Here is a 19,964-nt window from a genome sequence, read left to right on the forward strand (position 1 = left end):
TTGTTTCGCGTTCACTCAAGGGAGTACTCGTGGGAATCGCAGACAAAGCTCAGAACAAGGCAGAAGATCTCGGCGGCAAAGCCAAGGAAGCTACTGGCAGTGTCACCGGCAACAAAGACCTCGAAAACGAAGGCAAAGGCGACCAGGTGAAATCGGCGGTCAAAGACGCTGGTGAGAAGGTCAAGGATGCTGCTTCCAGCGTCAAGGACAAGCTGACCTAACGATCCGCCACCAGGCGATTTCGGTCTCGGGCACACCATCCGGTAAAGTCACCAACGGTGGCGTGTCCGAGCGGCCTAAGGAGCACGCCTCGAAAGCGTGTGACGGGTAACCCCCGTCCGAGGGTTCAAATCCCTCCGCCACCGCCAAAAGCTCCCCACCTGTTCACGCAGGTGGGGAGCTTTTTTGTGTTTCTTGCCGGTGCTGCAGCTGCGTTGAGAGTCGCTCGACACAACGAGTAGGACACAACGAGTAGGACGATCGAGACCCGCCTGCTGACAGTGGTGGGCAGTCAGAACCGCACGGTGAACACCACGTGCCGATCGTCGCGGGCCGCGCGCTGGAAAAAGTCCACCACTTCCTGCAGCCAACCCCAGGCGTACGTGCGCTCGTCCACGCCGTACTCCGGGTTGCGGTCGTCGAGCGGCATCGCGTCATAGCCTGCGCCGAACTCGAATTCGGTGATTTCCGCCAGGTACGAGGCGACTTCGGCGACCCGATTGGGCGTCATATAGGTAATCAGTTGGTCGTCGGTGTTCGTGTTGAGGTCCTCGTCCCCCAAGATCACGCCACATGCCGGCCAGTTCTCGGGCGCGCGCTGGTACCCGCCATCGGAGAGGGAGCACAGGATCGGGTCCCACGCCTTGTCCGTGTCGCATGAGAACTCGGAGCGCCCTGTCTCCTCGATGTCCTCGACCAACGCATCGAGTCTGTCGTCGTCGCCACGTGCGTCGAGAAGTTCCGTTGCCACGTGGTCTGAAAGCGCGAAATGTACCCCAAGTTCCATGGCGTGATGCTAACGGCTGCCCCTGGTGGTCAACTCGGGTTCAAATCCCTCCGCCACCGCCAAAAGCTCCCCTGAGGCGCCTGAGCAGCCAGCGCCCGTGATTCTCGCTTCGGGAGAGGCGGATTACGGTGCTGCGGCGTAGAACGACTCATGGGCTCCTGGTTGGTCAGTGATTACCGAGGTCACTGACCAACCAGGAGCCCGCGAATGCGATCACCACAGGCGATCCTGGGAGCCGTGGCAGGAAGCAGGATCTTCCGTGGATTCTGCAAGGTCCACGAGGCGGCGCAGATTGTGTCGACGTGCCAACGTGAGGGGACTATTAGCTATGTCGGGCGGATGGGTCGCCCCGACGCATGGGGTGTCACTACTGACCGTTGGCAAGTTCCCGCAGTTTTTGGCGCGACACCTTGCCCGCGGCCGATCGCGGAAAGTCCACGACAAAGATGTACTCGCGCGGTCGCTTGAAGCCGGCGATCTGCTCACGTACGTGTTGGTCCAGCTTTGCGCGGAGGTCTTCGTCGTCGTTGAATCCGGACGCCAATTGGACGATCGCCACCACTCGTTGGCCCCACTCCGGGTCGGAGACGCCGATGACTCCGACGTCGGCAACGTCTGGATGTTCGAGCAGTGCGCCCTCGACTTCCGCTGGATACACGTTCACGCCGCCGGAGAGAATCAGGTCTGCGCGCCGATCCAATATGTACAGGTAGCCGTCGTCGTCGAAGCGTCCGACATCTCCCGACGTAGTGAATTCGCCCCACTGCGCAGCAGCGGTCTTCTCCGGATCTCCCAAGTATTCGAATGGGCTGGTCTTGAAATAGATAGTGCCCTCTTCACCGGGGGGAGCCTGCTCTCCGTCCAGCCCTCGGAGCACTACGGCGCTCGGGTCCGGTCGCCCGACGGTGCCCGGATGTTCGAGCCACTCGGCGGTGGAGCACACGCACACGAGCCCCTCGGTGGAGCCGAGATATTCAACCAGAACCGGACCGAACCAATCGATCATGGCGCGCTTGGTTGCCGGAGGACACGGAGCCCCGGCATGAAAAAGAACATCGACACTCGAGATATCACAGCTGTTACGAACGCCTGCCGGTAAATCGAGAAGCCGCTGAAAATGCGTGGGAACCATATGGGAGGAAGTAATGGCTTTGTCGCTGATCGTTCGAAGCACCGTTTCGGCATCGAAGCCAGGCAAGACGTACAGCGTGTGCCCAGCATGCAACAGAGAAAGTGAAACACCGCCCGGCGCAGCGTGATACACGGGCGAGCACACCAAATGCCGTCCAGGTCCATGGGGTATTCCCACGTTCCCGAAGAACGGACCGGTCGCCTGGAGCGGGCTCTCGGGCGTTGCATCGATCATCGGGCGGCGGACGCCCTTCGGTCGGCCAGTTGTGCCGGAGGTGTACATCATCGCCGAGCCCAGCGAGCGGGTGGCGGGAGTTTCGTCGGCGAAGAGGGTAAAGGCTTCGTAGCTGGACCAGTCGGCCGGCGCGCCACCGATAACCACGCGGTGCGGAACTGCGTCCTCTATCCGGCCGACAACCTTGTCGGCGAGCTCTGCGTGAACAATAAGGACGGACGCGTCGCAATCGCGCACGATGTACTCGACTTCAGGTCCCGCCAGATGAGTATTGATCGGAACGAAATACAAACCACTTTGCGTGCATGCCAGAGTAATTTCGTAGAACTCGGTACCGTTCAACAGTAGACCCGCGACGACATCGCCTCTGGTCAACCCCAGATCGGCGAACTTGTTGCTGAGCTGGTTGGCCTTACTGACAAGCTCACCGAAAGTTGTTGTCTTGCCTTCCATAACGATCGCGGGCCGACTGGGATCACGTTGGCCCAGAAGCCAGGCGCCGGGCATTGCTATGCCCGTCGGCTGTTGGCGATCCTCGCGCTCGCTGTTGACCACGGTAGACATGAATGTCCTCTTTCCTGGAGGGATATCGGTGACTATTGCGAAGTGTTCGTAATTTTTTCGGACGTGTGCGTTCGCCCACGCATTCCAAGTACCACTGGAAATCCGATGGCAACCAATGTCCAGCACTCTGTGGACATTGGTTGCCAAAGGTCGACCGCATAGCGGCTAGTGGCGCGAAGGTCCCGTGATCACCTGCAGTTCGGTGAAACTGTGTAGACCCCAAGGGCCATTTTCGACTCCGATGCCACTGGACTTGTGACCGCCGAACGGGAGATGCGGTAGAACACCGCTGCCATGCCCGTTGATCGAGACCTGACCGGCGTCGATCTGCGGAGCGAGCCTTGCGGCATGTTCGGCGTCGCCCGACCACACGGACGCGGTAAGTCCGTACTCTCCGCGGTTGGCGCGGACGATGACGTCGGCCTCGTCTCGGAACGAGACGATGGGAAGCGCCGGACCGAACTGCTCTTCGTCGACGATGCGCATACCGTCGTCGACCTGGTCGAGGATGGTCGGCTGATGAAAGTAACCCTTGCGGTCGATTGGTCCACCGCCGGCGGCGGCCCTCGCACCGTTGTTCAACGCATCCGCAACCAAGGTCTTGACCAGATCGAATTGCGGCTTGTTGTTGATGGGCCCGAGCACCGTTCCGTCGACAGTGCCCTCGTCGACCTTGACGGATTTGGCAATTTCACTGAGGGCCTCGACCAGTTGAGGCTGAATACTTTCGTGTGCGTACACGCGCTTGACGGCCAGACAGATCTGCCCGTTGTTGTTGAATGCGCTTTGGAACAGGCTGGGTGCGATCTTCTCGACGTCCACGTCTCCGAGAATGACGGCGGGATCGTTTCCACCGAGTTCCAGAGTGATGCGCTTGAGGCCGTCTGCAGCCCCGAGAGCGACCTTTCGCCCGACCGAGGTCGAACCGGTGAAACTGACTTTGCGCGGAACTGGGTGCGAAACCATAGTTGCGCCAAGCGGATCCGGCCCGGTGACCACGTTGAGTACACCGTCAGGGAAGGTGCCACGAAGGACGTTGGCGAGCGCAAGCGTTGCCAGCGGTGTGTACGGAGAGGGCTTGACGACGATAGTGTTGCCCGCGCGCAGTGCCGGCGCGATCTTCCACATCGCAAGCGCGATCGGAAAGTTCCACGGGGTTATGGCACTGACGACCCCCATCGGTCGACGGGTGACCTCCTCGAAGCCCTCGGCATCGTCTCGGATGATTTCCCGAGGGATGTCGAGATCGGCGTAGTAGCGCAGCCACATCGCCGCGACGCCGAATTCCATTGCGGCATCGGTGAGGGGCTTGCCCTGCTCCATCGTCAGGATCGGGGCCAGTTCGCCGATCCGGCTCTCGATGACGTCTGCGGCTCGGCGCAATGAGTCACGCCGAAATTCGTCGTCGAACCGCCAAGATTCGTACGCGGTCAGAGCCGCGGCGAACACACCGTCGAGCTGATCCGGCGTGACGGACGGTGCCTGTGCGAATACCTCACCCGTCGCGGGATTGATCACCCCGAAGCTACCCGTGGTAGGGAGATCGCGTCCGTTCGATGTTGCTGCGGCAGACAAGAATAGCGAATCCGTTGAGGTCATTCTCGATCCATTTCGTGGTCAGTGGTGCGCCGGCGTCAGCACCGGCTTGATTGCCTTGCCGGAGAGCGAATCCTCCACGGCCTGGTTGATCTGATCGAGCGTGTAGGTCTGGACGAGCTTGTCGAAGGGGAACCAACCGCGTTGCCACAGATCCACCAGCTGCGGGAGAAAGACCTGCGGGACCGAACTCCCTTCCAGCACATACGTCACTGACTTGCCTGCCAACAGAACTGGGTCGATGTCGAGCTTTCCGGAACCGCCGCCCACCAACACCGCCTTACCCGGGGTGTCGAGGATGCTGACAGCCGTTGTGATGACAGAGGTCACTGCGGTCGTTTCGAAGGAGAAGTCAAGTCCACGCCCGCCGTTCTTGATTGCCTCGACGAGATCCGGTGCATCGCCGCGCACCGTTCGGGTAGCACCAACTTCTACAGCCGTTTCGAGCCGAGAGTCGACCAGGTCGACCACGACGATGTCACGGGCACCTGCAGCCTTGGCTGCCATCACTGCCGCAAGTCCGACACCACCGGCTCCGAACACTGCAATACTTTGTCCAGCAGCCAGTTTCATTTCGTTGAGAACCGAACCAGCGCCCGTCTGCAAGCCGCAGCCGAGAGGACCGAGAAGCTCGAGCGGCAGCGCTTTGTCGACCACGACCACATTGCGTTCGGTTGCAATGGCGTGCGTGGCAAAGGACGACTGCCCGAACCACCGGTTCGCCACCGGGTTGCCATTCCGATCGAGCGCACCGGTACTGAGATCCGCGCGGCGCCCCGTGAGGTTTCGAGACATGAATTCGTCGCAGTAGGAAGGGCTTCCGGCAAGGCAGTTGCGGCAGCGACCGCAGGATTCGAAACTCATCAGCACGTGGTCGCCGACTTCGACGCCTCTGACCGCGCTGCCGACCGCTTCGACGATGCCGGAACCTTCGTGGCCGAGAATGATCGGCCCGGTCTGCGCCAGGAAATTGGGATCCCGTAGCAGAAGGTCGGTGTGGCACAACCCGGCGCCGACCACCTTGACGAGAAGTTCGTCCGACTCCAGCGGCCCGAGCTCCACTTCCTCGAGTTCGAACTTGCCGTCGCTGTCACGCAGAACGGCGGCTATTGCGGTAGTGGTCATGATTTCTTCTCCGTGGGATTAACGAGCTCGAGCGCATCTGCCCAGACGCCTTTACCTGCGATAATGCGACGCAGCTTCATGATCTTGCGTTGTTCGTTCAAGGTGGCAGCGCCGACCAGTCGATCGCCCGAGCGGTACAGCGCCACAAATTTGTCAGTGTCAGGATCACCGGAGGCAAAGACCACTTCATCGGCGACTGCCGTGCCGACGAACTGGATGCGGCTCTGATACCAGTCGCTCCAGAAATAGGGGACGGTCTCGTACGGCTTGGCATCTTCCGGCGCAACGGCATTGATGGCAGCCTGGTGCGCCTGATCGGCAGCATTGGTCCAGTTCTCGAGCCGCACAGACAGTCCGTCGAATGCAGGGTTGGGCCAGTGGACGACATCGCCCGCCGCATAGACGTCTTCAAGCGAGGTCTGAAGGAACTCGTTTGCCATCACTCCACCATCCACCGGGTGCAGTTCGATACCCGAATCTGCCAGCCACCCCGTCGCGGGAGACGCTCCCACACCGACGACAACAAGCTCAGCCGGCAACGAAGTGCCGGTACTCAGCCGGACCGCCTCGACGTGAGTGGTGCCGATCAGCCCCTCGACCTGAACATTGCACAGGAGTGGAATTCCGTTGCGTTCGTGAAGCTTTGCGAGCGCCTGGCCAACGGTCTCGCCGACTGCACGGACGAGTGGAATGGGGGCGGCCTCGACGATCGTCACGTCTGCGCCGCGATCTCGGGCGGACGAGGCGAGCTCGGATCCGATGAATCCGGCGCCAACTATCACGAGTTTGATTCCAGGGCGGAGTCTTTCACGAAGGGCGAGTGCGTCATCGAGAGTGCGAAGCCCGACAACGCCCTCCAGATCCGGCATGTCAGGAAGAGAGCGTGGTGACGCACCTGTCGCAATGATCAACTTCTGGTACGGAAGCCAGTCGTTGTCACCAACACGCACGCGGTGCGATGCGGGGTCCAGTCCCGTCGCCGGCGCCCCGAGGCGAAGCTTCACATCGAGGGCGGCGAGCTCCTCGGCCGAAGTGTGATAGTCGGGCGCGGCGCCGTCTTTCAGGAACTGCTTGCTCAGGGGAGGCCGGTCGTAGGGAAGATGGAACTCGTCGCCGACCAGCGTGATCGGTCCCGCGAACCCCGCTTGACGGGCGGACTCCGCAGCCCGCAGACCGGCCAGTGACGCCCCGACGACAACCAGTCCGGCTCCATGATCGATATCTGTTGCGTTCACGATCATGTCTCGTCGAGTGTCAGAGCTTTGGCCGGACATGCGCGAACAGCCTCCCGGGCGAGGTTCTCGTCACCGGCATCGACCAACTCCTTGTGGAGAATCAGTGAACCGTCGTCCGCCACCTCGAAGTAGTCCTCGGCTACCGATTCGCAGATTCCGATTCCTGTGCACCGCCCGCGATCGACAATGATTTTCATAGCGTCGTTCCTGTTCTTTGCTGGAGTTTGTTATACGCGTACCGGGAGGTGCTTGATCCCGTTGATGAAGTCGCTGAAGAGGTACACCGGCTCGCCGACCTCCATAGCAGGAAGTTTGGTGAGGATTTGTGAGTACAGTGCCCGCAGTTGGGCTTTGGCGACCATGTGGCCGAGGCAGTAGTGGACCCCGCCGCCGCCGAAGGAAACATGGTTGTTAGTGAAACTGCGCTGCAAATCGAATCGATGGGGATCCTCGAAGACGTCCTCATCCCGGTTTCCCGAGCCGTAGAACATGACGACCTTGTCGCCCCTTTTGAGCTGAGTTCCACCCAGTTCGAAGTCCTGAGTGGCCGTGCGCGCGAAGTTCTGGACGGGTGAAGCGTGGCGAATGAACTCCTCGATCGACTGCGCGATGCGGCCGTCGAAGTCTTCCGTCAGCCATCGCTTCTGGTCCGGATTCTTGTGCAGTGACAAGGCGGTGTGGCTGGTGGTCTGTTTGGTGGTGTCATTGCCGGCGACGCTGAGCAGGACCATCGTTGAGGCGATTTCGAGCTCGGAGAGAGGTTTGCCGTCGAACTCGGCGTTTGCCAGCGCAGTTGCGATGTCGTCGGCCGGATTCTCACGACGGAAATTGACCAAGTCATTGCCGATCTCCGACAGTCTTTCCATCTGCTGCATGGCGTACTCGGCCGGTGTGAGATCCGCTGGGCATTCGTCCGGGTCACCTGCGTTGACGAAGTTGTCGCCCGCTTTGGCGAACTCTTCGACCAGACTCTCGGGGACGCCGACAAGATCGGCGACAGTGAGCATCGGCAACTTCGACGCGACTTCTTCGACAAAGTCGAACTCGCCCGCACCGACGACTCGGCCGACGATCTGCTCGGCGCGTTCTTCGATCTTCTCGCGTAGACGCTTGACGGCCTTCGGAGTGAACGCCGAGCTGATTACCTGGCGGTATCGGGTGTGGTAGGGCGGATCCATCACGAGGAAGGTTGGGGCACCGACTGTTTCGCGGTCAATTGGCGGGAACATTACACCCCGCGCCGAGTCCTGATCGGAGCTGAAGATTTCGTGATTCTGGCTCACGAAGGCGATATCGGCACTTTTGACGAGTGCCCAGAACCCTTTCTCGCTGTCGTCGGGTTTGAAATGCGGGCGTTCCATCGGCTTGTGCCAGCTCACCGGAGCATTCTCGCGCAGCCAGGCGAATGTCTTGTCCCGCTCGGCAAATGTCCGACCCCAGAACTCGACACTTGTGACATCGATGTTCGGGGCAGTCACCGGGTGATCGGTGAATGGAAGTGAGGTGGTCATGCAGGTACCTTTCCGTGGCTCCTGGCGGTGATTTGTTCGGTCGACGAGGTTCCTGATCGTCGCAGGTGTTGCGTTCTGGGACAGAAGATTTCCCTCACGGACGCCGATTCGAGAGAACCAAACTGCCGGCGGCGCCGAAGAAGTATCCAACTCCCTGGACGAAGCTGATTTCGACTTCGGGAACCTGCTCGCAGGCCTCCCCGCGTAGCTGACGGACCGCCTCCTGGATGGCGAACATTCCGTACATCCCGCTGTGTGTGTACGACATGCCACCGCCGTTGGTGTTCATCGGAAGTCGGCCTCCCTTGGACGTATGTCCTTCGGCGACAAAGTCTCCCGATTCACCGTGACCGACAAACCCGAGATCCTCGAGCATGTAGAGCGGAACGTGGGCGAAGGCGTCGTATGCCATCAGGTGGTCGACATCGTCGCGGGTGATTCCCGCGGTGGCGAAGGCATCGGCGCCGGCATCACGGAATGCACGGAACGATCCGGGCTCGTGCATCTGCGAAACCAGTGGGCCTTCGGCAGATTCGCCGGAACCGAGCAGGTACACATGCCGATCGGATCCCGGCATGTCTGCCGCCCGTTCGGCACTGGTCAGGATCACGGCGCCGCCACCGTCGGTGAGCACACAGCACATGTCACGGGTAAACGGGTAGGCCACCGGTGGACCGGACAGCACTTCATCCACAGACGTCGGCTTGCGACGGAAAGCTCGCGGATTGTCGAGGGCCCAGTTGCGCTGTGCAACAACAACCTCAGCCAGGTGCTCAAGCGTCATTCCGCGGTCATGCAGAAAGCGCAGCGCCGGGACTGTAAAGGTCGAATACGGCATATTTGCGCCGTAGACGGCCTCGAACTGACCGGTCATGGAATCCAAAGGCGTCAAGTATGGTGGAGCGCCAACGCGGGACCGTCCGGACTCGCCATGCGTCACGAGCACGACGTCAGCGGCACCGGAAGCAATGGCGGCCGCGGCGTGACGGACATGAAGCATAAAACTGCATCCACCAACGCCTGTTCCGTCCAGCCAATGAGGCGTGATACCCAGGTGGTGACTGACTTCCATCGGAAGCAGGCCGGTGGTAGCGACGCCGTCGATGTCCGCTGGCGTGAGGCCTGCGTCGGCCATTGCGTTGCGGGCGGCATTGGCGTGGAGATCGAGGATGGACATGCCTGGCAATACACCGATTTCCGTCGTCTCCGACGCACCGACGATCACGATGTTTCCGTTGTGCATAGATGTCACATGGGTTCTTGTCATCTGGCCGACTCCTGCAGCGGCGTGAACATTGGGAGCTTCGTGTCTCCACGTTCGACGAACGTGACTTCGAGCGCGAGGTCGAGCGGGAGGTTCCCGGGGTCGGCATCCACCCCGATCACGTTGCTCATCAATTGTGGTCCCTCGTCGAGTTCGACCAGTGCGACGACGATGGGGGTCTCGGAATCGAACGGGGGAATCGGTCGGTAGTTGATTACGTAGGACACCAGTCGGCCTCGGCCGCTGACAGGGGTCCACACCACGTCGTCGGAGTTGCAATGCGGGCAGAAAGGTCGTGGATAAAAGTAGTGCTGTGTGCATGACTGGCAGCGTTGAATCGTGAGTTCCTCCCGCTGCGCACCCTCCCAATAGGGAGCGGTGGCCGGGGTCGGAACCGGTACAGGCCCTGTCATCGACAGTCCTTTCGTCGTATGGGTCTGGGATCAACTCATGAAGGTATTCAACGGAATTCAGTCCGTTAGCGTTGCAAAAAGAACATGTGCCGTTACTGTTCGCGTAAAGAAATACGTACCGTTACGTTTCATTTAAAGGAACACGTTCCGCTAGTTTTGCCTAAACGGAACGCGTTCTGTCACGACCAGAGTGATCCAGTTCATCCTTTATGTCAAGGCCTGGTCGAAAATCCGAAAAATCGAACTGTCCTCCTTGGATGAGAGACTTGCCAATCACATACGTAACGTGTTCTCTTTAGTTGGAGAGCGTTGTAAGGCAACGTTTTCGGCGTTCTCGTCGATCCGAATCACACTTACCGTCCGGTAACCCCGGTCCGCTCCTGCGGAATATCACTTGGATGAAATCGAGGTTCTACATGCCGATCGACAGCTCACTCGTCGGACGCACCGGCAAACCTGTCTGGAAGAGTTGGACGTCGAAAGACGCACTGCTGTATGCCCTGGGTGTCGGCGCCGGTCAGCCTGACCCGCTGGACGAGCTGGAGTTCACCACAGAGAACAGTGAGGGCATAAAGCAGATGGTGCTCCCGACCTTTGCCAATGTGGCTTTGTCGGGCGACGACTCCTTGCTACCCGACGATGTGGACTTCACCAAGGTGTTGCATGCATCGCAAGCGCTCAGCCTGACGGGCCCGCTTCCGACCGACGGCCGCGTTGAAACCACTGGCACGATCACCGGCGTCTACGACAAGGGTTCCGGTGCCTTGATCATGACGGAGACCGTTGCCCGCGACTCTGTCGGCCAGATCGTGGGAACTCTCGAGTCCGGGTTGTTCTTGCGAGGCTACGGGGGGTTCGGCGGTGAGCGAGGGCCGTCGACCGCATGGGAATTGCCAACGGGCAAACCGGATCACGTTGTCACATACACGACTCGACCGGACCAGGCGCTGCTCTACCGACTCAGTGGCGACCGGAATCCCTTGCATTCGGACCCGGCATTCAGTGCCCGCGGTGGGTTCAATATTCCCATCTTGCACGGAATGTGCACCTACGGCTACGCCGGCCGGGCCCTCCTGCATGTTGTGGCCGATTCGGACCCGAAACGCTTCACTGGGATGTCCGGGCGGTTCACCAAATCCGTGTTGCCCGGACAGTCGATTACCACCTCGATCTGGAACGACGGCAAAGGCGTTCGGTTCCGGACGGTCGACGATCTCGGTGACGTCGTCATCGACATGGGCACCGCCACAATCCGCTGACTCTCCACTCCATAACGATTCGCCGCGATGTTCGTCGAGGCACTAACAAAGGAAAGATTCATGGGTTCACTCGAAGGTCGCGTAGCGATCATTACCGGCGGCGGACGAGGCATCGGCGCGTCGATCAGCAAGTTGTTCGCCGCACAGGGCGCAAAGCTTGTCATCAACGACCTCGGCTCGTCACCGGACGGCCAGGGCGGGGACCAGGGACCGGCGCGTGACGTCGCTGCTGAAATTGTTGCCGGTGGCGGTGCCGCTGTCGCAGACGGCGGAGACATCGCCGACGTCGCGACCGGTCAGCGGCTGGTCGATCTCGCACTGGAGAACTACGGCAAGCTGGACATTCTTGTCAACGTTGCGGGAATCCTGCGTGACAAGATGATCTTCAACCTCCCGGAAGAAGACTGGGATGCGGTCATCCGCGTGCATCTGCGTGGCCACTTCAGCACCATCAAGCCGGCGGCAGCTTACTGGCGTTCGCTGCGGAATCCCGACGGCCACTTCCGCATCATCAACTTCACTTCCGATTCCGCACTGCAGGGTTCGCCGGGTCAGCCGAACTATGCCGCAGCAAAGATGGGCATTGTCGGCTTGACTGCCTCCACTGCAAATGCCCTGGCGCGATACGGCGTGACGGCCAACGCTATCGCTCCGGGTGCCGCCACCCGACTGACACAAACCATCCCCGACGAGAAGCAACTGGGATTCGACGCTGTTCCCGGCAACGACTCCCCGGACAATATTGCGCCCATCGTCACGTACCTCGCCGGTACGGGTTCCGATTGGCTGTCGGGCCGCACCCTCGGCGCCTCCGGCCTCGAGGTGAAGTTGTGGAACAACCCCGACGTCATTGCCTCGGTGTCGTCAGACGGGCCATGGGACCTCGACGACTTGGCCGCCAAGGTCGAAGGGGAGTTCCGACCGTTGGCAGACGGCCTGCACCCGTCCTTGTTCATGAGCCAGGTTCCTAGCTGACCAACGCATACTCGGCGAGAACGAGTACCGGACGCTGAGCGTGTGAACTGGGGTTGGGGCCGGGACGATATCGTGGTGGCTGATGCGACAGTGTCAGATTTCGGTACACGATTGGGGACAGCACGGATGGCCGCAGTGAAGGTTAATGGCCGCACACCTGAGGCGAAGGCATTCCGTGTCGAGCGAGTCGTGAAAGCGGCCCGTGAGTTGGCATCCGCCGGTGGCTACGAAGCCGTGCAGATGCGGGAGGTCGCTCGTCGTGCCCAAACCGCCCTTTCGACGCTGTACAAGTACTATGCGTCCAAAGACGAGCTGATCACGGCCGCCGTCAGTTCAGAACTGGACTCTCTGGCCGAGGACGTGCTCCGCCGTCCGCCAAGACAGCGGACGGCGGAGGGTCGTGCCGGAGAAGTGTTTGTCCGGGCCTTCGTGGCGATGGTCAAGGATCCGGGGTTCGCACACTCCGTGCTGGCCGCGGGCAATACAGTGCTCGAGTTCGACCCCGATCGAGTCCGACATTCTGCAGAAGTCACCGACATAACACCCTGGTCCACCCCCTTCACCTCTATTGCCGCAGTTCAAGCGTGGGGCCCCGACCATCGCTGCAGCCCAATGCAGTTACGCGCGCTGTGCATGGTGGAAACCCTGTGGGTCGCCAGTGTCGGCAGTTGGCTGAACGGGGAAACGTCAGCCCACGAGGTGAAACGGCGCCTGCGCTTGGCGGCGAAGCGCTTGCTTGCCGCGGATTCCGCTGACCCGAAAGATAATTCAGCAGACAACGGCTGACCGGAACAAACCAGTCTGTACAACTGAATAAGGCGCGATTGCGGCCCCGACTTTCCGAAGTCGGGGCCGCAATCTTGCCATGCCTGTGCCTTCCGCGAGGCCTGGATCGTCTCTGCGAGTGAACTTCAAACCCGGAAACAATTCTTCAAATGTGTCTTGTGTCACGCTCGTGTGTGGAATACCCTCCACAAGAACATATTTCGATGCTGAGTCGGTTTTCAATTGACAGCGTCCGATCCGCGGGTGGATTCAGTGCCTGCGATGAGCTGTTCACCAACCGTCGTCGAGTGACCGGACAACCGACCGCTCACGGCTGAGCAATTCGCTCGCTTTCCGAGGAGAAACCATATGGCCCTGCGCCGTTCGTCCATTGCACTCTTTATCGTCGGCTTGATGCTGATCACTGCTGCGGCGGTGATCAGGTACGTTGTTGTGCCGCATATGTCCAAGCTGCCCGCAGATACCAAAGAGGGCGCACTGTTCGAGGGCGCACTCCGCCAGATCGACCCCACGACCTTCGGGCTTGACGCGGGCACGCCGATCACCATTGACCGCTCGTTGAAAGTTGATCGGGTAGTAGGAGATACCGCGCTCGTCACGTGCACAGTGGTCACCCATCTTCCGAGCGGTGACATCACCGATGTCCGCTCTTTTGCCGTTAATCGCGTGGATTTCACCCAAGCCGCCCCGCCGGACGGAGTGTCGGTCGAGGACCAACGCGGCGGAATCACGCTGTCCTTCCCGATGAACCCCACCACCGACGACGCGCTCGTCTACGACCAGGTGACACGCACTGCTCAACCTGTCACCTACACCGGAACAACGACGCTTGCGGGGCGCGAGGTGTACGAATTCACCGGCACGGCAACCGCTCCCATCGTGGACCCCGCGGTTCTGGGTCCGGTCATGGCTGGAATCGCAGCTCTCGTCCCGGGCGGGGATGGCTCCACACTGCCGCGTGAGATAGTGCGGACCTTGATTCCCGCATTGTCGCCTGACCGGGCGGCTGCAGTGGAACAAGCACTAGCGGCTGCGCCCGACCCGGTGCCCCTCACGTACACCTCGGTGAACATGCTCGACGCCGCTGTCGACACTCATTTCGGTACGCCCATCCGCATCGCCCAGAACCAAACCGCAGTGCTCAATATCGCGTCGGGAGGCGCGTTGGTGCCACTTCTCGATCTCTCCCAGGTCCGGGCCCAGACCTCCGACGCGTCGATCCAGAAGGTTGCCGACAAGGTTGCACGGGGAGAACGGCAGCTGAAGATAGCGGAATTCTGGGTTCCGCTCGTGTCTGCGCTGGTGGGGGTGCTCCTTCTCGTCGTCGCGATCGTTCGGCGCAAGCCCGGTCGCGGTGGTGGCAACCACCTCGAGGTCTCCGGTTCGGGCACCGGCAATCCGGACGCGGAGTTTGTCCGCGCCCGCGGCTGACCGTCCTCAGGAGCGTCGCGCATTCCACTCTGCCGCGGCGTCGTCGATATCCTGCTTCAATTTCTCGAAGAACGACGGCGCCGGGGTAGGTATCAAATAGGCTGCGGCAGTGAGTGATTGACTGAGGGCGATTCGACGCTCGTCCAACTCGTCGTCGCTCAGGAGGGCCAGGTCCGACATTGTGAACACCTCCTTCGAAGCGTGGTGCTACTTTACCAAATCATTACCAAGTGCCGCAGATGACCTCTCGTGCCCAGTCGTCACGGAGCACATTCACAGAGTTCCCACAGTTGGCAACCCCTGACATCCGTTGAAGCTGCAACTATCGTCGAACGCATGAAAAAGATGTGGTGGATCGGCGGAGCAGTAGTCGTGGTCGTGCTCGCCCTACTCGTGGGGCCGTGGGCGTACGGGAAGTTCATCGCAGAAGATGACGCTCCCGCAGCCGTGGTGTCTACGGAAGGTGCCGAGGCGGCGTCCGGGTCGATCGACGGTGCGTGGACCGTCGTCGCGGGACAAGGGGACAACCAGACGGCAGCCGGGTACACCGTGCACGAGATTCTCAACGGATCGAGTGTGACTGTCGTAGGCACCACAGGAGAGGTGAGTGGCAATGCGACGGTCGACGGTGAAAAGCTCACGGCCGGCGAAGTGACCGTGCAGGTGGCGAGTATCAAGACCGACTCCGACCGGCGTGACAGCCAGTTCACGGGCAACGTGATGGACACCAGCACCTATCCGACGGCGACGTTCACGATGGACTCGCCGGTGGATCTGTCGTCGGTGCCGACGGATGGGACAACTGCGACGGTGACGGTGCCTGGCACGTTGACGCTCAAGGGCCAGTCCAAGCCGGTGTCCGTGGACATGACGGTTCTGCACTCCGGTGACACGCTGATCGCGTCCGGCTCCATTCCGGTGACGTGGACCGACTTCGGTGTGCAGCCTCCGTCCCTCGGGTTCGTAACTGTCGACGGCAGTGGCAGCGTGGACTTTCTGGTATCGCTCGACCAGTCCTGATCAAGCCCGGATGGCGGTGCGTTTCCGCCGCCAGGGAAGATTAAGGACATGAACTTGAATTCGCGGCGCGTCCTCAGGTACGAGTGTTGTCTCGGCGGACGGTCCCACTAATGCGATTGTGGAAGCCGTTCCGCTCAGGCGAAGACCCGGATCCGCGGTTCACTCTCGCAAACGAGCGGACATATTTGGCCTGGGTGCGCACCGCGACTGCGTTCATCGCGTCGGGCGTCGGCCTGGAGGCTTTTGGCGGCGACATTCTGAACGAGAGCGTTCGCTCCGGTCTGGCGGCGCTCCTCCTTGTTGGCGGAGCGCTGATCGCCATCACATCTTTTGTCCACTGGATCAGTGCGGAGCGGGCATTGCGAGCTGAACGCTCACTGCCGGTGCCTCTCATGGCGCCGGTAGTGGGAATCGTTCTGGTCATCTGTGCGACTGTCCTCGTGGTCGAGGTTGTGAACTAGCTTGACTACCGTAGAGCCGTCCGACGCAATCAGTCCTTCGGGCAGGAGCGCGATCAGCCCTCCTGACAAGGGATTACAGTCCGAACGCACGTCGCTCTCATTCGTGCGTACAAGTCTGTCCATCCTCGGTTTGGCCGTGGCGTGCCTGCGCTGGTTGCCGCCGTTCGGTTCGGTGGCGATGATCGGTCCGGCAATCGCGGCTGTCCTGATTGTTGCCGTCACGATCTACGAGCGTCGGTCGAGATCTGCGCGGCTCGAGCTCTTTGCCGGGGAAAAGGCAACGCCCGCTTTGGGTATGGGTGCTGTACTGGCGGTGAGCCTGCTGGTTCTCGCGGCTAGTGGGTTGTGGATTCTGGTGACGTGAGGTCGGCTTTCGGTGACCAGCCGGGAGGTCCGAACACATAGCCGGCGCGATTGCGCCATGACGTCGACGCTTTCCAATCGCGGGCAATGGCAGCGTATTCGCGCGTTTGCAGTGTCCAGATGTTGTACGTTCCGACTGGCGTCGTGAGTCCGTATGTCGGCCGGTGTGTTTCAGCGGCAAAGCTGCCGAAGATCCGATCCCAGACGATGAGGATTCCGCCGTAGTTGCGGTCCAGATAGTCGGCGTCCGACCCGTGGTGGACGCGGTGGTGTGATGGCGTATTGAAGATGAATTCGATGGGACGCCAGAGCTTTCCGACCCGCTCGGTGTGCACGAAGAACTGGTAGACCAGGCTGACGGAGAAGCCGACGAAGATCGTCCACGGCGGAATTCCGAGGAACGGCAACGGTAGCCACATGATTATTTCGCCGCTGTTGTTCCACTTCTGACGCAGGGCGGTGCTGAAGTTGAAGTATTCGCTCGAGTGGTGCGCTTGATGTGTTGCCCAGATAACTCGAACGCGGTGTGCGATGCGGTGATACGCGTAGTAGAGGACATCGATTCCGAGAAGCAGGATCACCCAGGTGTACCAGGCGCTCGGTGAGAGATGCCATGGCGCGAGATATACCCAGATGGCGGAATATCCGATCAGGGCAAGAACTTTCCAGAAGGCGCTGGTCGCGATGGAGACCACTCCGAGTAGGACGCTCGTGCGGGCGTCGACGCCACGGTAACCGCCCGTCGCGGGGTGTGCTCGGCCGTCGGCGCGGTCGGGATGATCCTCGAGTTTGCGTGCTGCTGCCCATTCGATCACCAGGAAGAGGGCAAACGCGGGGATGGCCAGCGCTACCGGGTCATGGAGTGGTTCCAGGAGAGACTTCCAAGATTCGAGGAGGGTGTCCCACACGCTAGTTGTCCTGTCCGTTCACGGGTTTATCGTTACATTATGCATTAATGTGTAACGACATGGAAGATGCATTCCCTTGCGCCTTTCCATAGGGGAATGGTAGGAATTGCCGGTGCACATCACCGCAAAGGTGGACTACGCCGTGCGAACGTTGGCGGAACTCGCAGCAGCTGGTCCAGGCCCGGCCAAAGCCGAGTTTCTCGCAACGTCGCAGGTGATCCCCCATAAGTTTCTCGAGGCAGTTCTGTCGGATCTACGACGCGGCGGCCTTGTGACGAGTAAGCGCGGACCCGAGGGTGGTTACTGGCTTGCCCGTCCCGCGTCGGAAATCACGATTGCCGACGTCATCCGTGCAGTGGAAGGTCCGTTGGCGTCGATCCGTGGGGAGCGCCCCGAGGATGTCGATTACACGGGTCCGGCGACGCAGCTCAAGGATGTGTGGATAGCGGTCCGCGTCAATCTTCGCGCGGTGCTCGAGAACGTCACGATGGCGGATGTGGCCGACGGCCACCTACCTGACTTTGTGAATCAGTTGACGGCGGATCCGGGGGCCTGGAAGCGGCGCTGACGTTGGGGGCTGTAGCGGCGCTGACGTTGGGGGCTGTAGCGGCGCTGACGGTGGGGGCTGTAGCGGCGCTGTCAGTTCCCGGATCGGTCGAAGCGCGTCATGTCGAGTGGCGCGGTATTCGCGGAGTTCCCGCCGGATGATTTCGCTTCGTACATCAGATGATCGGCATGGACTATCGCGCGGGAGAACGCGGTGTAGTCGAATTGCTCCATGTCTGGGGTGAACGGCATCGTGGAGGCGCCGATACTGACTGTCGCCAGGGGTGCGTCCGTGGCTTCGACAACTGCGCGGGGCAGAGTCGCTATGCGTTTGCGTAGTCCGTATGGCGTTCCGATCATGACGAGCGTGAATTCTTCGCCGCCGGTGCGCGCTGCGTATCCGAATCCGTTGACGTGTTGTTGAAGTCGGTTGCCGGTTCTGATGATGACGGTGTCGCCGACTTCGTGCCCGTAGGCGTCGTTGACGGCTTTGAATTTGTCGATGTCGACGACGGCGACCGCAACGTCGACGCGGTTGGCGTGTGAGGTCGACCAGACCCGTTCGGCCATGTCCCAGAGTCCGCGCCTGTTGAGGAGGCCGGTCAGTGCGTCGACTTTCGATCCGTTGGCGCGTGCGAGTAGTTGCCGCCAGGCGAGTTGGATGGTGGCCGGGATGAAGATGACGGCGCACAGGATTACGTCGGTGCGCGCGATGACGCCGGCAGTGGGCAGCGTCCCGCGGGTGATGGCGAGGATCGCCAGGGAAATGATGAACGTACAGGAGAAGGCAAGGTGGAAGGCGAGCCATCGAAAGTTGAGAAAGTACGTGAAGTAGGCGCCGGAGGCTACGAAGAGCACCGCGCCGAAGAGTGCTGCATCGTGGCTGGTGAACGTGATGATGACGGAGGCTGTTCCCAGATCTGCCCAGATCCCGAACAGTTTCAGAGCGCGTGACCCGCGAACTTTTCCGAGGAACCAAAGGGCAGTGGGGATGAGGTTTACGGTCGCGAATGCGATGAGCCAGGTGCGCGCGAACTGTCGGTCGGGGCCTTCGCCGCTGATCAGGAACAGATAGGCAACCAGGGAAAAGTTGAGCGAGCAGAACCCGATGGTGAAGTTGACGAGCCGCAGCATTGAGCCGGGGCCGTTCTTCGATCCCCACAGCATGGCCGAAGGCGGCACCGGCCAGCTTTGTAGGAGTGGGTCCATGAAATTCCTCAGTTGTTCAAGATCGGGTGGTTGATCCGCAGCGGTTAATCCATGAGGTTGGTTAATCAATGGCAACCGTTTTGACCATTGTCTGGTGTAGGCGTGGCTTTTGTCGAGGCGGTGCCGATCCGCGAGCCTGGCGAGTGTGACCTACCCGACAATTGCCGCGAGGCTGTGCCGGAATCCACAATTTTGCATGACTCTGCAAACTTGCAGATGTCTGCAAGTTCCGTAACGTGGAGAGAGTGATAACCGAGCCAGGTCTCCGAGACCGCAAGAAGGCGGCAACCCGCGCTGCACTCAGCAGTGCGGCAGAACGGCTCGCTCGGGCTCTCGGAATCGAGTGCGTCACCGCCGACGCGATTGCGTCCGAGGCTGGAGTGTCGACGAGGACATTCCACAACTACTTCTCCAGCAAGGAAGAGGCGGTACTCGCCAGCTTCGAGGAATCGGTAACTCTCTGGATCGAGGCGCTTGCATCTCGGCCCGCGGACGAACCGATTCTCGACGTCCTCGAGGATCTTGTGGTCGAAATCGTGACTGGCTCCGGTCCGACAGCGAGTAAGACAACAAGTATCTGGATGCTGTCGGACGCGAGTCCCGCTCTCTATCGGGATGCTGCGGACATGCATCAGCGGATCAACCGTGCAGTCATTCAGGCATTGGCCGAACGTACCGGCACGGATGTCGAGCGTGACCTGTACCCGACACTTCTCCTCGGAGCGGTGGCCGGAGCCGCTAAATCGGTGATCGACATCTGGTCCGGCGGAAAGTCGGATGCTTCCGGACCGGAAGAACTGGTCCATGACGCTTTTCGGCAAATTCGTGCAGGGTTGCCTGCGCCGCCACCGCGTCTCTGAGACACCGCGTCTCTGAGACACCGCGTCTTCAGCACGCACACCTAATACCTGTCCACGTACACGCAC

22 protein-coding genes and 1 tRNA gene are annotated in these 19,964 nt (G+C 60.7%); 11 read left to right on the forward strand and 12 right to left on the reverse strand.

Features of this window, described 5'->3' with window-relative positions:
• The first annotated feature begins 29 nt into the window (after positions 1-29).
• Both KYT97_RS21125 and KYT97_RS21130 read left to right on the forward strand, forming a co-directional pair.
• Entirely contained in the window at positions 30-221 is a 192-nt protein-coding gene (locus KYT97_RS21125; RefSeq protein ID WP_033235102.1) for a CsbD family protein, read from the forward strand.
• Positions 222-277: 56 nt separating this feature from the next.
• Positions 278-368, forward strand: a tRNA-Ser gene (locus KYT97_RS21130).
• A gap of 143 nt (positions 369-511) precedes the next feature.
• Here KYT97_RS21130 and KYT97_RS21135 read toward each other — a convergent pair.
• The 9 genes from KYT97_RS21135 to KYT97_RS21175 form a co-directional block, all read right to left on the reverse strand.
• A complete protein-coding gene (locus KYT97_RS21135) occupies positions 512-1,006 on the reverse strand; it encodes a DUF1877 family protein (RefSeq protein WP_033235101.1) in 495 nt (164 codons plus the stop codon).
• Positions 1,007-1,373: 367 nt separating this feature from the next.
• On the reverse strand, positions 1,374-2,936 hold the full coding sequence (locus KYT97_RS21140) for an AMP-binding protein (protein ID WP_051730583.1): 1,563 nt from the start codon (positions 2,934-2,936) through the stop codon (positions 1,374-1,376).
• A 165-nt stretch (positions 2,937-3,101) separates the two neighbouring features.
• On the reverse strand, positions 3,102-4,535 hold the full coding sequence (locus KYT97_RS21145; protein WP_033235100.1) for an aldehyde dehydrogenase family protein: 1,434 nt from the start codon (positions 4,533-4,535) through the stop codon (positions 3,102-3,104).
• Between the two features lie 18 nt (positions 4,536-4,553).
• Positions 4,554-5,657 (reverse strand): NAD(P)-dependent alcohol dehydrogenase, encoded by a 1,104-nt coding sequence (locus tag KYT97_RS21150; protein WP_024488211.1) that lies wholly within the window; start codon positions 5,655-5,657, stop codon positions 4,554-4,556.
• Entirely contained in the window at positions 5,654-6,898 is a 1,245-nt protein-coding gene (locus KYT97_RS21155) for an NAD(P)/FAD-dependent oxidoreductase (protein ID WP_045066429.1), read from the reverse strand. The genes KYT97_RS21150 and KYT97_RS21155 overlap by 4 nt, the downstream gene beginning before the upstream one ends.
• A complete protein-coding gene (locus KYT97_RS21160) occupies positions 6,895-7,089 on the reverse strand; it encodes a ferredoxin (RefSeq protein WP_033235099.1) in 195 nt (64 codons plus the stop codon). Before KYT97_RS21160 ends, KYT97_RS21155 begins: the two co-directional genes overlap by 4 nt.
• 30 nt (positions 7,090-7,119) lie before the next feature.
• Entirely contained in the window at positions 7,120-8,403 is a 1,284-nt protein-coding gene (locus KYT97_RS21165) for a cytochrome P450 (protein WP_045066434.1), read from the reverse strand.
• A 94-nt stretch (positions 8,404-8,497) separates the two neighbouring features.
• A complete protein-coding gene (locus tag KYT97_RS21170) occupies positions 8,498-9,670 on the reverse strand; it encodes a thiolase C-terminal domain-containing protein (protein ID WP_141485429.1) in 1,173 nt (390 codons plus the stop codon).
• Complete coding sequence (locus KYT97_RS21175) at positions 9,667-10,080, reverse strand: Zn-ribbon domain-containing OB-fold protein (RefSeq protein ID WP_033235097.1); 414 nt, start codon at positions 10,078-10,080, stop codon at positions 9,667-9,669. The genes KYT97_RS21170 and KYT97_RS21175 overlap by 4 nt, the downstream gene beginning before the upstream one ends.
• A gap of 398 nt (positions 10,081-10,478) precedes the next feature.
• On the opposite strand from KYT97_RS21175, the gene KYT97_RS21180 reads away from it, so the two are divergent.
• The 4 genes from KYT97_RS21180 (at position 10,479) to KYT97_RS21195 (ending at position 14,531) form a co-directional block, all read left to right on the forward strand.
• Positions 10,479-11,339 carry a MaoC family dehydratase gene (locus KYT97_RS21180; RefSeq protein WP_233364875.1) on the forward strand — a complete coding sequence of 287 codons (861 nt, stop codon included), beginning with the start codon at positions 10,479-10,481 and terminating at the stop codon, positions 11,337-11,339.
• 60 nt (positions 11,340-11,399) lie between these two features.
• A complete protein-coding gene (locus KYT97_RS21185; RefSeq protein WP_045066436.1) occupies positions 11,400-12,314 on the forward strand; it encodes an SDR family NAD(P)-dependent oxidoreductase in 915 nt (304 codons plus the stop codon).
• 126 nt (positions 12,315-12,440) lie between these two features.
• A complete protein-coding gene (locus tag KYT97_RS21190; protein ID WP_095887678.1) occupies positions 12,441-13,100 on the forward strand; it encodes a TetR/AcrR family transcriptional regulator in 660 nt (219 codons plus the stop codon).
• A 348-nt stretch (positions 13,101-13,448) separates the two neighbouring features.
• Positions 13,449-14,531, forward strand: a complete 1,083-nt coding sequence (locus KYT97_RS21195; RefSeq protein WP_219110640.1) for a porin PorA family protein — start codon at positions 13,449-13,451, stop codon at positions 14,529-14,531.
• Positions 14,532-14,537: 6 nt separating this feature from the next.
• Here the strand turns inward: KYT97_RS21195 and KYT97_RS21200 are convergent, their stop codons facing one another.
• On the reverse strand, positions 14,538-14,711 hold the full coding sequence (locus KYT97_RS21200; RefSeq protein WP_165826333.1) for a hypothetical protein: 174 nt from the start codon (positions 14,709-14,711) through the stop codon (positions 14,538-14,540).
• A 156-nt stretch (positions 14,712-14,867) separates the two neighbouring features.
• Here KYT97_RS21200 and KYT97_RS21205 point away from each other — a divergent pair, with 156 nt between their 5' ends.
• The 3 genes from KYT97_RS21205 (at position 14,868) to KYT97_RS21215 (ending at position 16,376) form a co-directional block, all read left to right on the forward strand.
• The gene (locus KYT97_RS21205; protein ID WP_045066440.1) at positions 14,868-15,551 is read left to right on the forward strand and encodes a YceI family protein; all 684 of its coding nucleotides are present in this window, start codon (positions 14,868-14,870) and stop codon (positions 15,549-15,551) included.
• Between the two features lie 110 nt (positions 15,552-15,661).
• Entirely contained in the window at positions 15,662-16,012 is a 351-nt protein-coding gene (locus tag KYT97_RS21210) for a YidH family protein (protein WP_045066442.1), read from the forward strand.
• Between the two features lies 1 nt (position 16,013).
• A complete protein-coding gene (locus KYT97_RS21215; protein WP_202026362.1) occupies positions 16,014-16,376 on the forward strand; it encodes a DUF202 domain-containing protein in 363 nt (120 codons plus the stop codon).
• Here the strand turns inward: KYT97_RS21215 and KYT97_RS21220 are convergent.
• Complete coding sequence (locus KYT97_RS21220) at positions 16,348-17,283, reverse strand: sterol desaturase family protein (protein WP_219110641.1); 936 nt, start codon at positions 17,281-17,283, stop codon at positions 16,348-16,350. The genes KYT97_RS21215 and KYT97_RS21220 overlap by 29 nt on opposite strands.
• Positions 17,284-17,395: 112 nt before the next feature.
• Here KYT97_RS21220 and KYT97_RS21225 point away from each other — a divergent pair, with 112 nt between their 5' ends.
• Entirely contained in the window at positions 17,396-17,851 is a 456-nt protein-coding gene (locus KYT97_RS21225; RefSeq protein ID WP_033235089.1) for an RrF2 family transcriptional regulator, read from the forward strand.
• A gap of 71 nt (positions 17,852-17,922) precedes the next feature.
• Here KYT97_RS21225 and KYT97_RS21230 read toward each other — a convergent pair whose 3' ends face one another.
• Positions 17,923-19,038 carry a GGDEF domain-containing protein gene (locus KYT97_RS21230; protein WP_219110642.1) on the reverse strand — a complete coding sequence of 372 codons (1,116 nt, stop codon included), beginning with the start codon at positions 19,036-19,038 and terminating at the stop codon, positions 17,923-17,925.
• Positions 19,039-19,283: 245 nt separating this feature from the next.
• Between KYT97_RS21230 and KYT97_RS21235 the strand changes: the two genes are divergently transcribed.
• Entirely contained in the window at positions 19,284-19,898 is a 615-nt protein-coding gene (locus KYT97_RS21235; protein ID WP_033235087.1) for a TetR/AcrR family transcriptional regulator, read from the forward strand.
• Positions 19,899-19,964 lie beyond the last annotated feature (66 nt).

It is taken from the genome of Rhodococcus globerulus (assembly GCF_019334125.1).
GTDB classification, from domain to species: domain Bacteria; phylum Actinomycetota; class Actinomycetes; order Mycobacteriales; family Mycobacteriaceae; genus Rhodococcus_F; species Rhodococcus_F globerula.

Coding starts and splice junctions, on each gene's coding strand:
- KYT97_RS21230 (WP_219110642.1), bottom strand. CDS start 19,038: ATGGACCCACTCCTACAAAGCTGGCCGGTGCCGCCTTCGGCCATGCTG.
- KYT97_RS21185 (WP_045066436.1), top strand. CDS start 11,400: ATGGGTTCACTCGAAGGTCGCGTAGCGATCATTACCGGCGGCGGACGA.
- KYT97_RS21175 (WP_033235097.1), bottom strand. CDS start 10,080: ATGACAGGGCCTGTACCGGTTCCGACCCCGGCCACCGCTCCCTATTGG.
- KYT97_RS21170 (WP_141485429.1), bottom strand. CDS start 9,670: ATGACAAGAACCCATGTGACATCTATGCACAACGGAAACATCGTGATC.
- KYT97_RS21210 (WP_045066442.1), top strand. CDS start 15,662: ATGCGATTGTGGAAGCCGTTCCGCTCAGGCGAAGACCCGGATCCGCGG.
- KYT97_RS21180 (WP_233364875.1), top strand. CDS start 10,479: ATGAAATCGAGGTTCTACATGCCGATCGACAGCTCACTCGTCGGACGC.
- KYT97_RS21160 (WP_033235099.1), bottom strand. CDS start 7,089: ATGAAAATCATTGTCGATCGCGGGCGGTGCACAGGAATCGGAATCTGC.
- KYT97_RS21155 (WP_045066429.1), bottom strand. CDS start 6,898: ATGATCGTGAACGCAACAGATATCGATCATGGAGCCGGACTGGTTGTC.
- KYT97_RS21165 (WP_045066434.1), bottom strand. CDS start 8,403: ATGACCACCTCACTTCCATTCACCGATCACCCGGTGACTGCCCCGAAC.
- KYT97_RS21145 (WP_033235100.1), bottom strand. CDS start 4,535: ATGACCTCAACGGATTCGCTATTCTTGTCTGCCGCAGCAACATCGAAC.
- KYT97_RS21190 (WP_095887678.1), top strand. CDS start 12,441: ATGGCCGCAGTGAAGGTTAATGGCCGCACACCTGAGGCGAAGGCATTC.
- KYT97_RS21135 (WP_033235101.1), bottom strand. CDS start 1,006: ATGGAACTTGGGGTACATTTCGCGCTTTCAGACCACGTGGCAACGGAA.
- KYT97_RS21195 (WP_219110640.1), top strand. CDS start 13,449: ATGGCCCTGCGCCGTTCGTCCATTGCACTCTTTATCGTCGGCTTGATG.
- KYT97_RS21205 (WP_045066440.1), top strand. CDS start 14,868: ATGAAAAAGATGTGGTGGATCGGCGGAGCAGTAGTCGTGGTCGTGCTC.
- KYT97_RS21200 (WP_165826333.1), bottom strand. CDS start 14,711: ATGTCGGACCTGGCCCTCCTGAGCGACGACGAGTTGGACGAGCGTCGA.
- KYT97_RS21150 (WP_024488211.1), bottom strand. CDS start 5,657: ATGACCACTACCGCAATAGCCGCCGTTCTGCGTGACAGCGACGGCAAG.
- KYT97_RS21140 (WP_051730583.1), bottom strand. CDS start 2,936: ATGTCTACCGTGGTCAACAGCGAGCGCGAGGATCGCCAACAGCCGACG.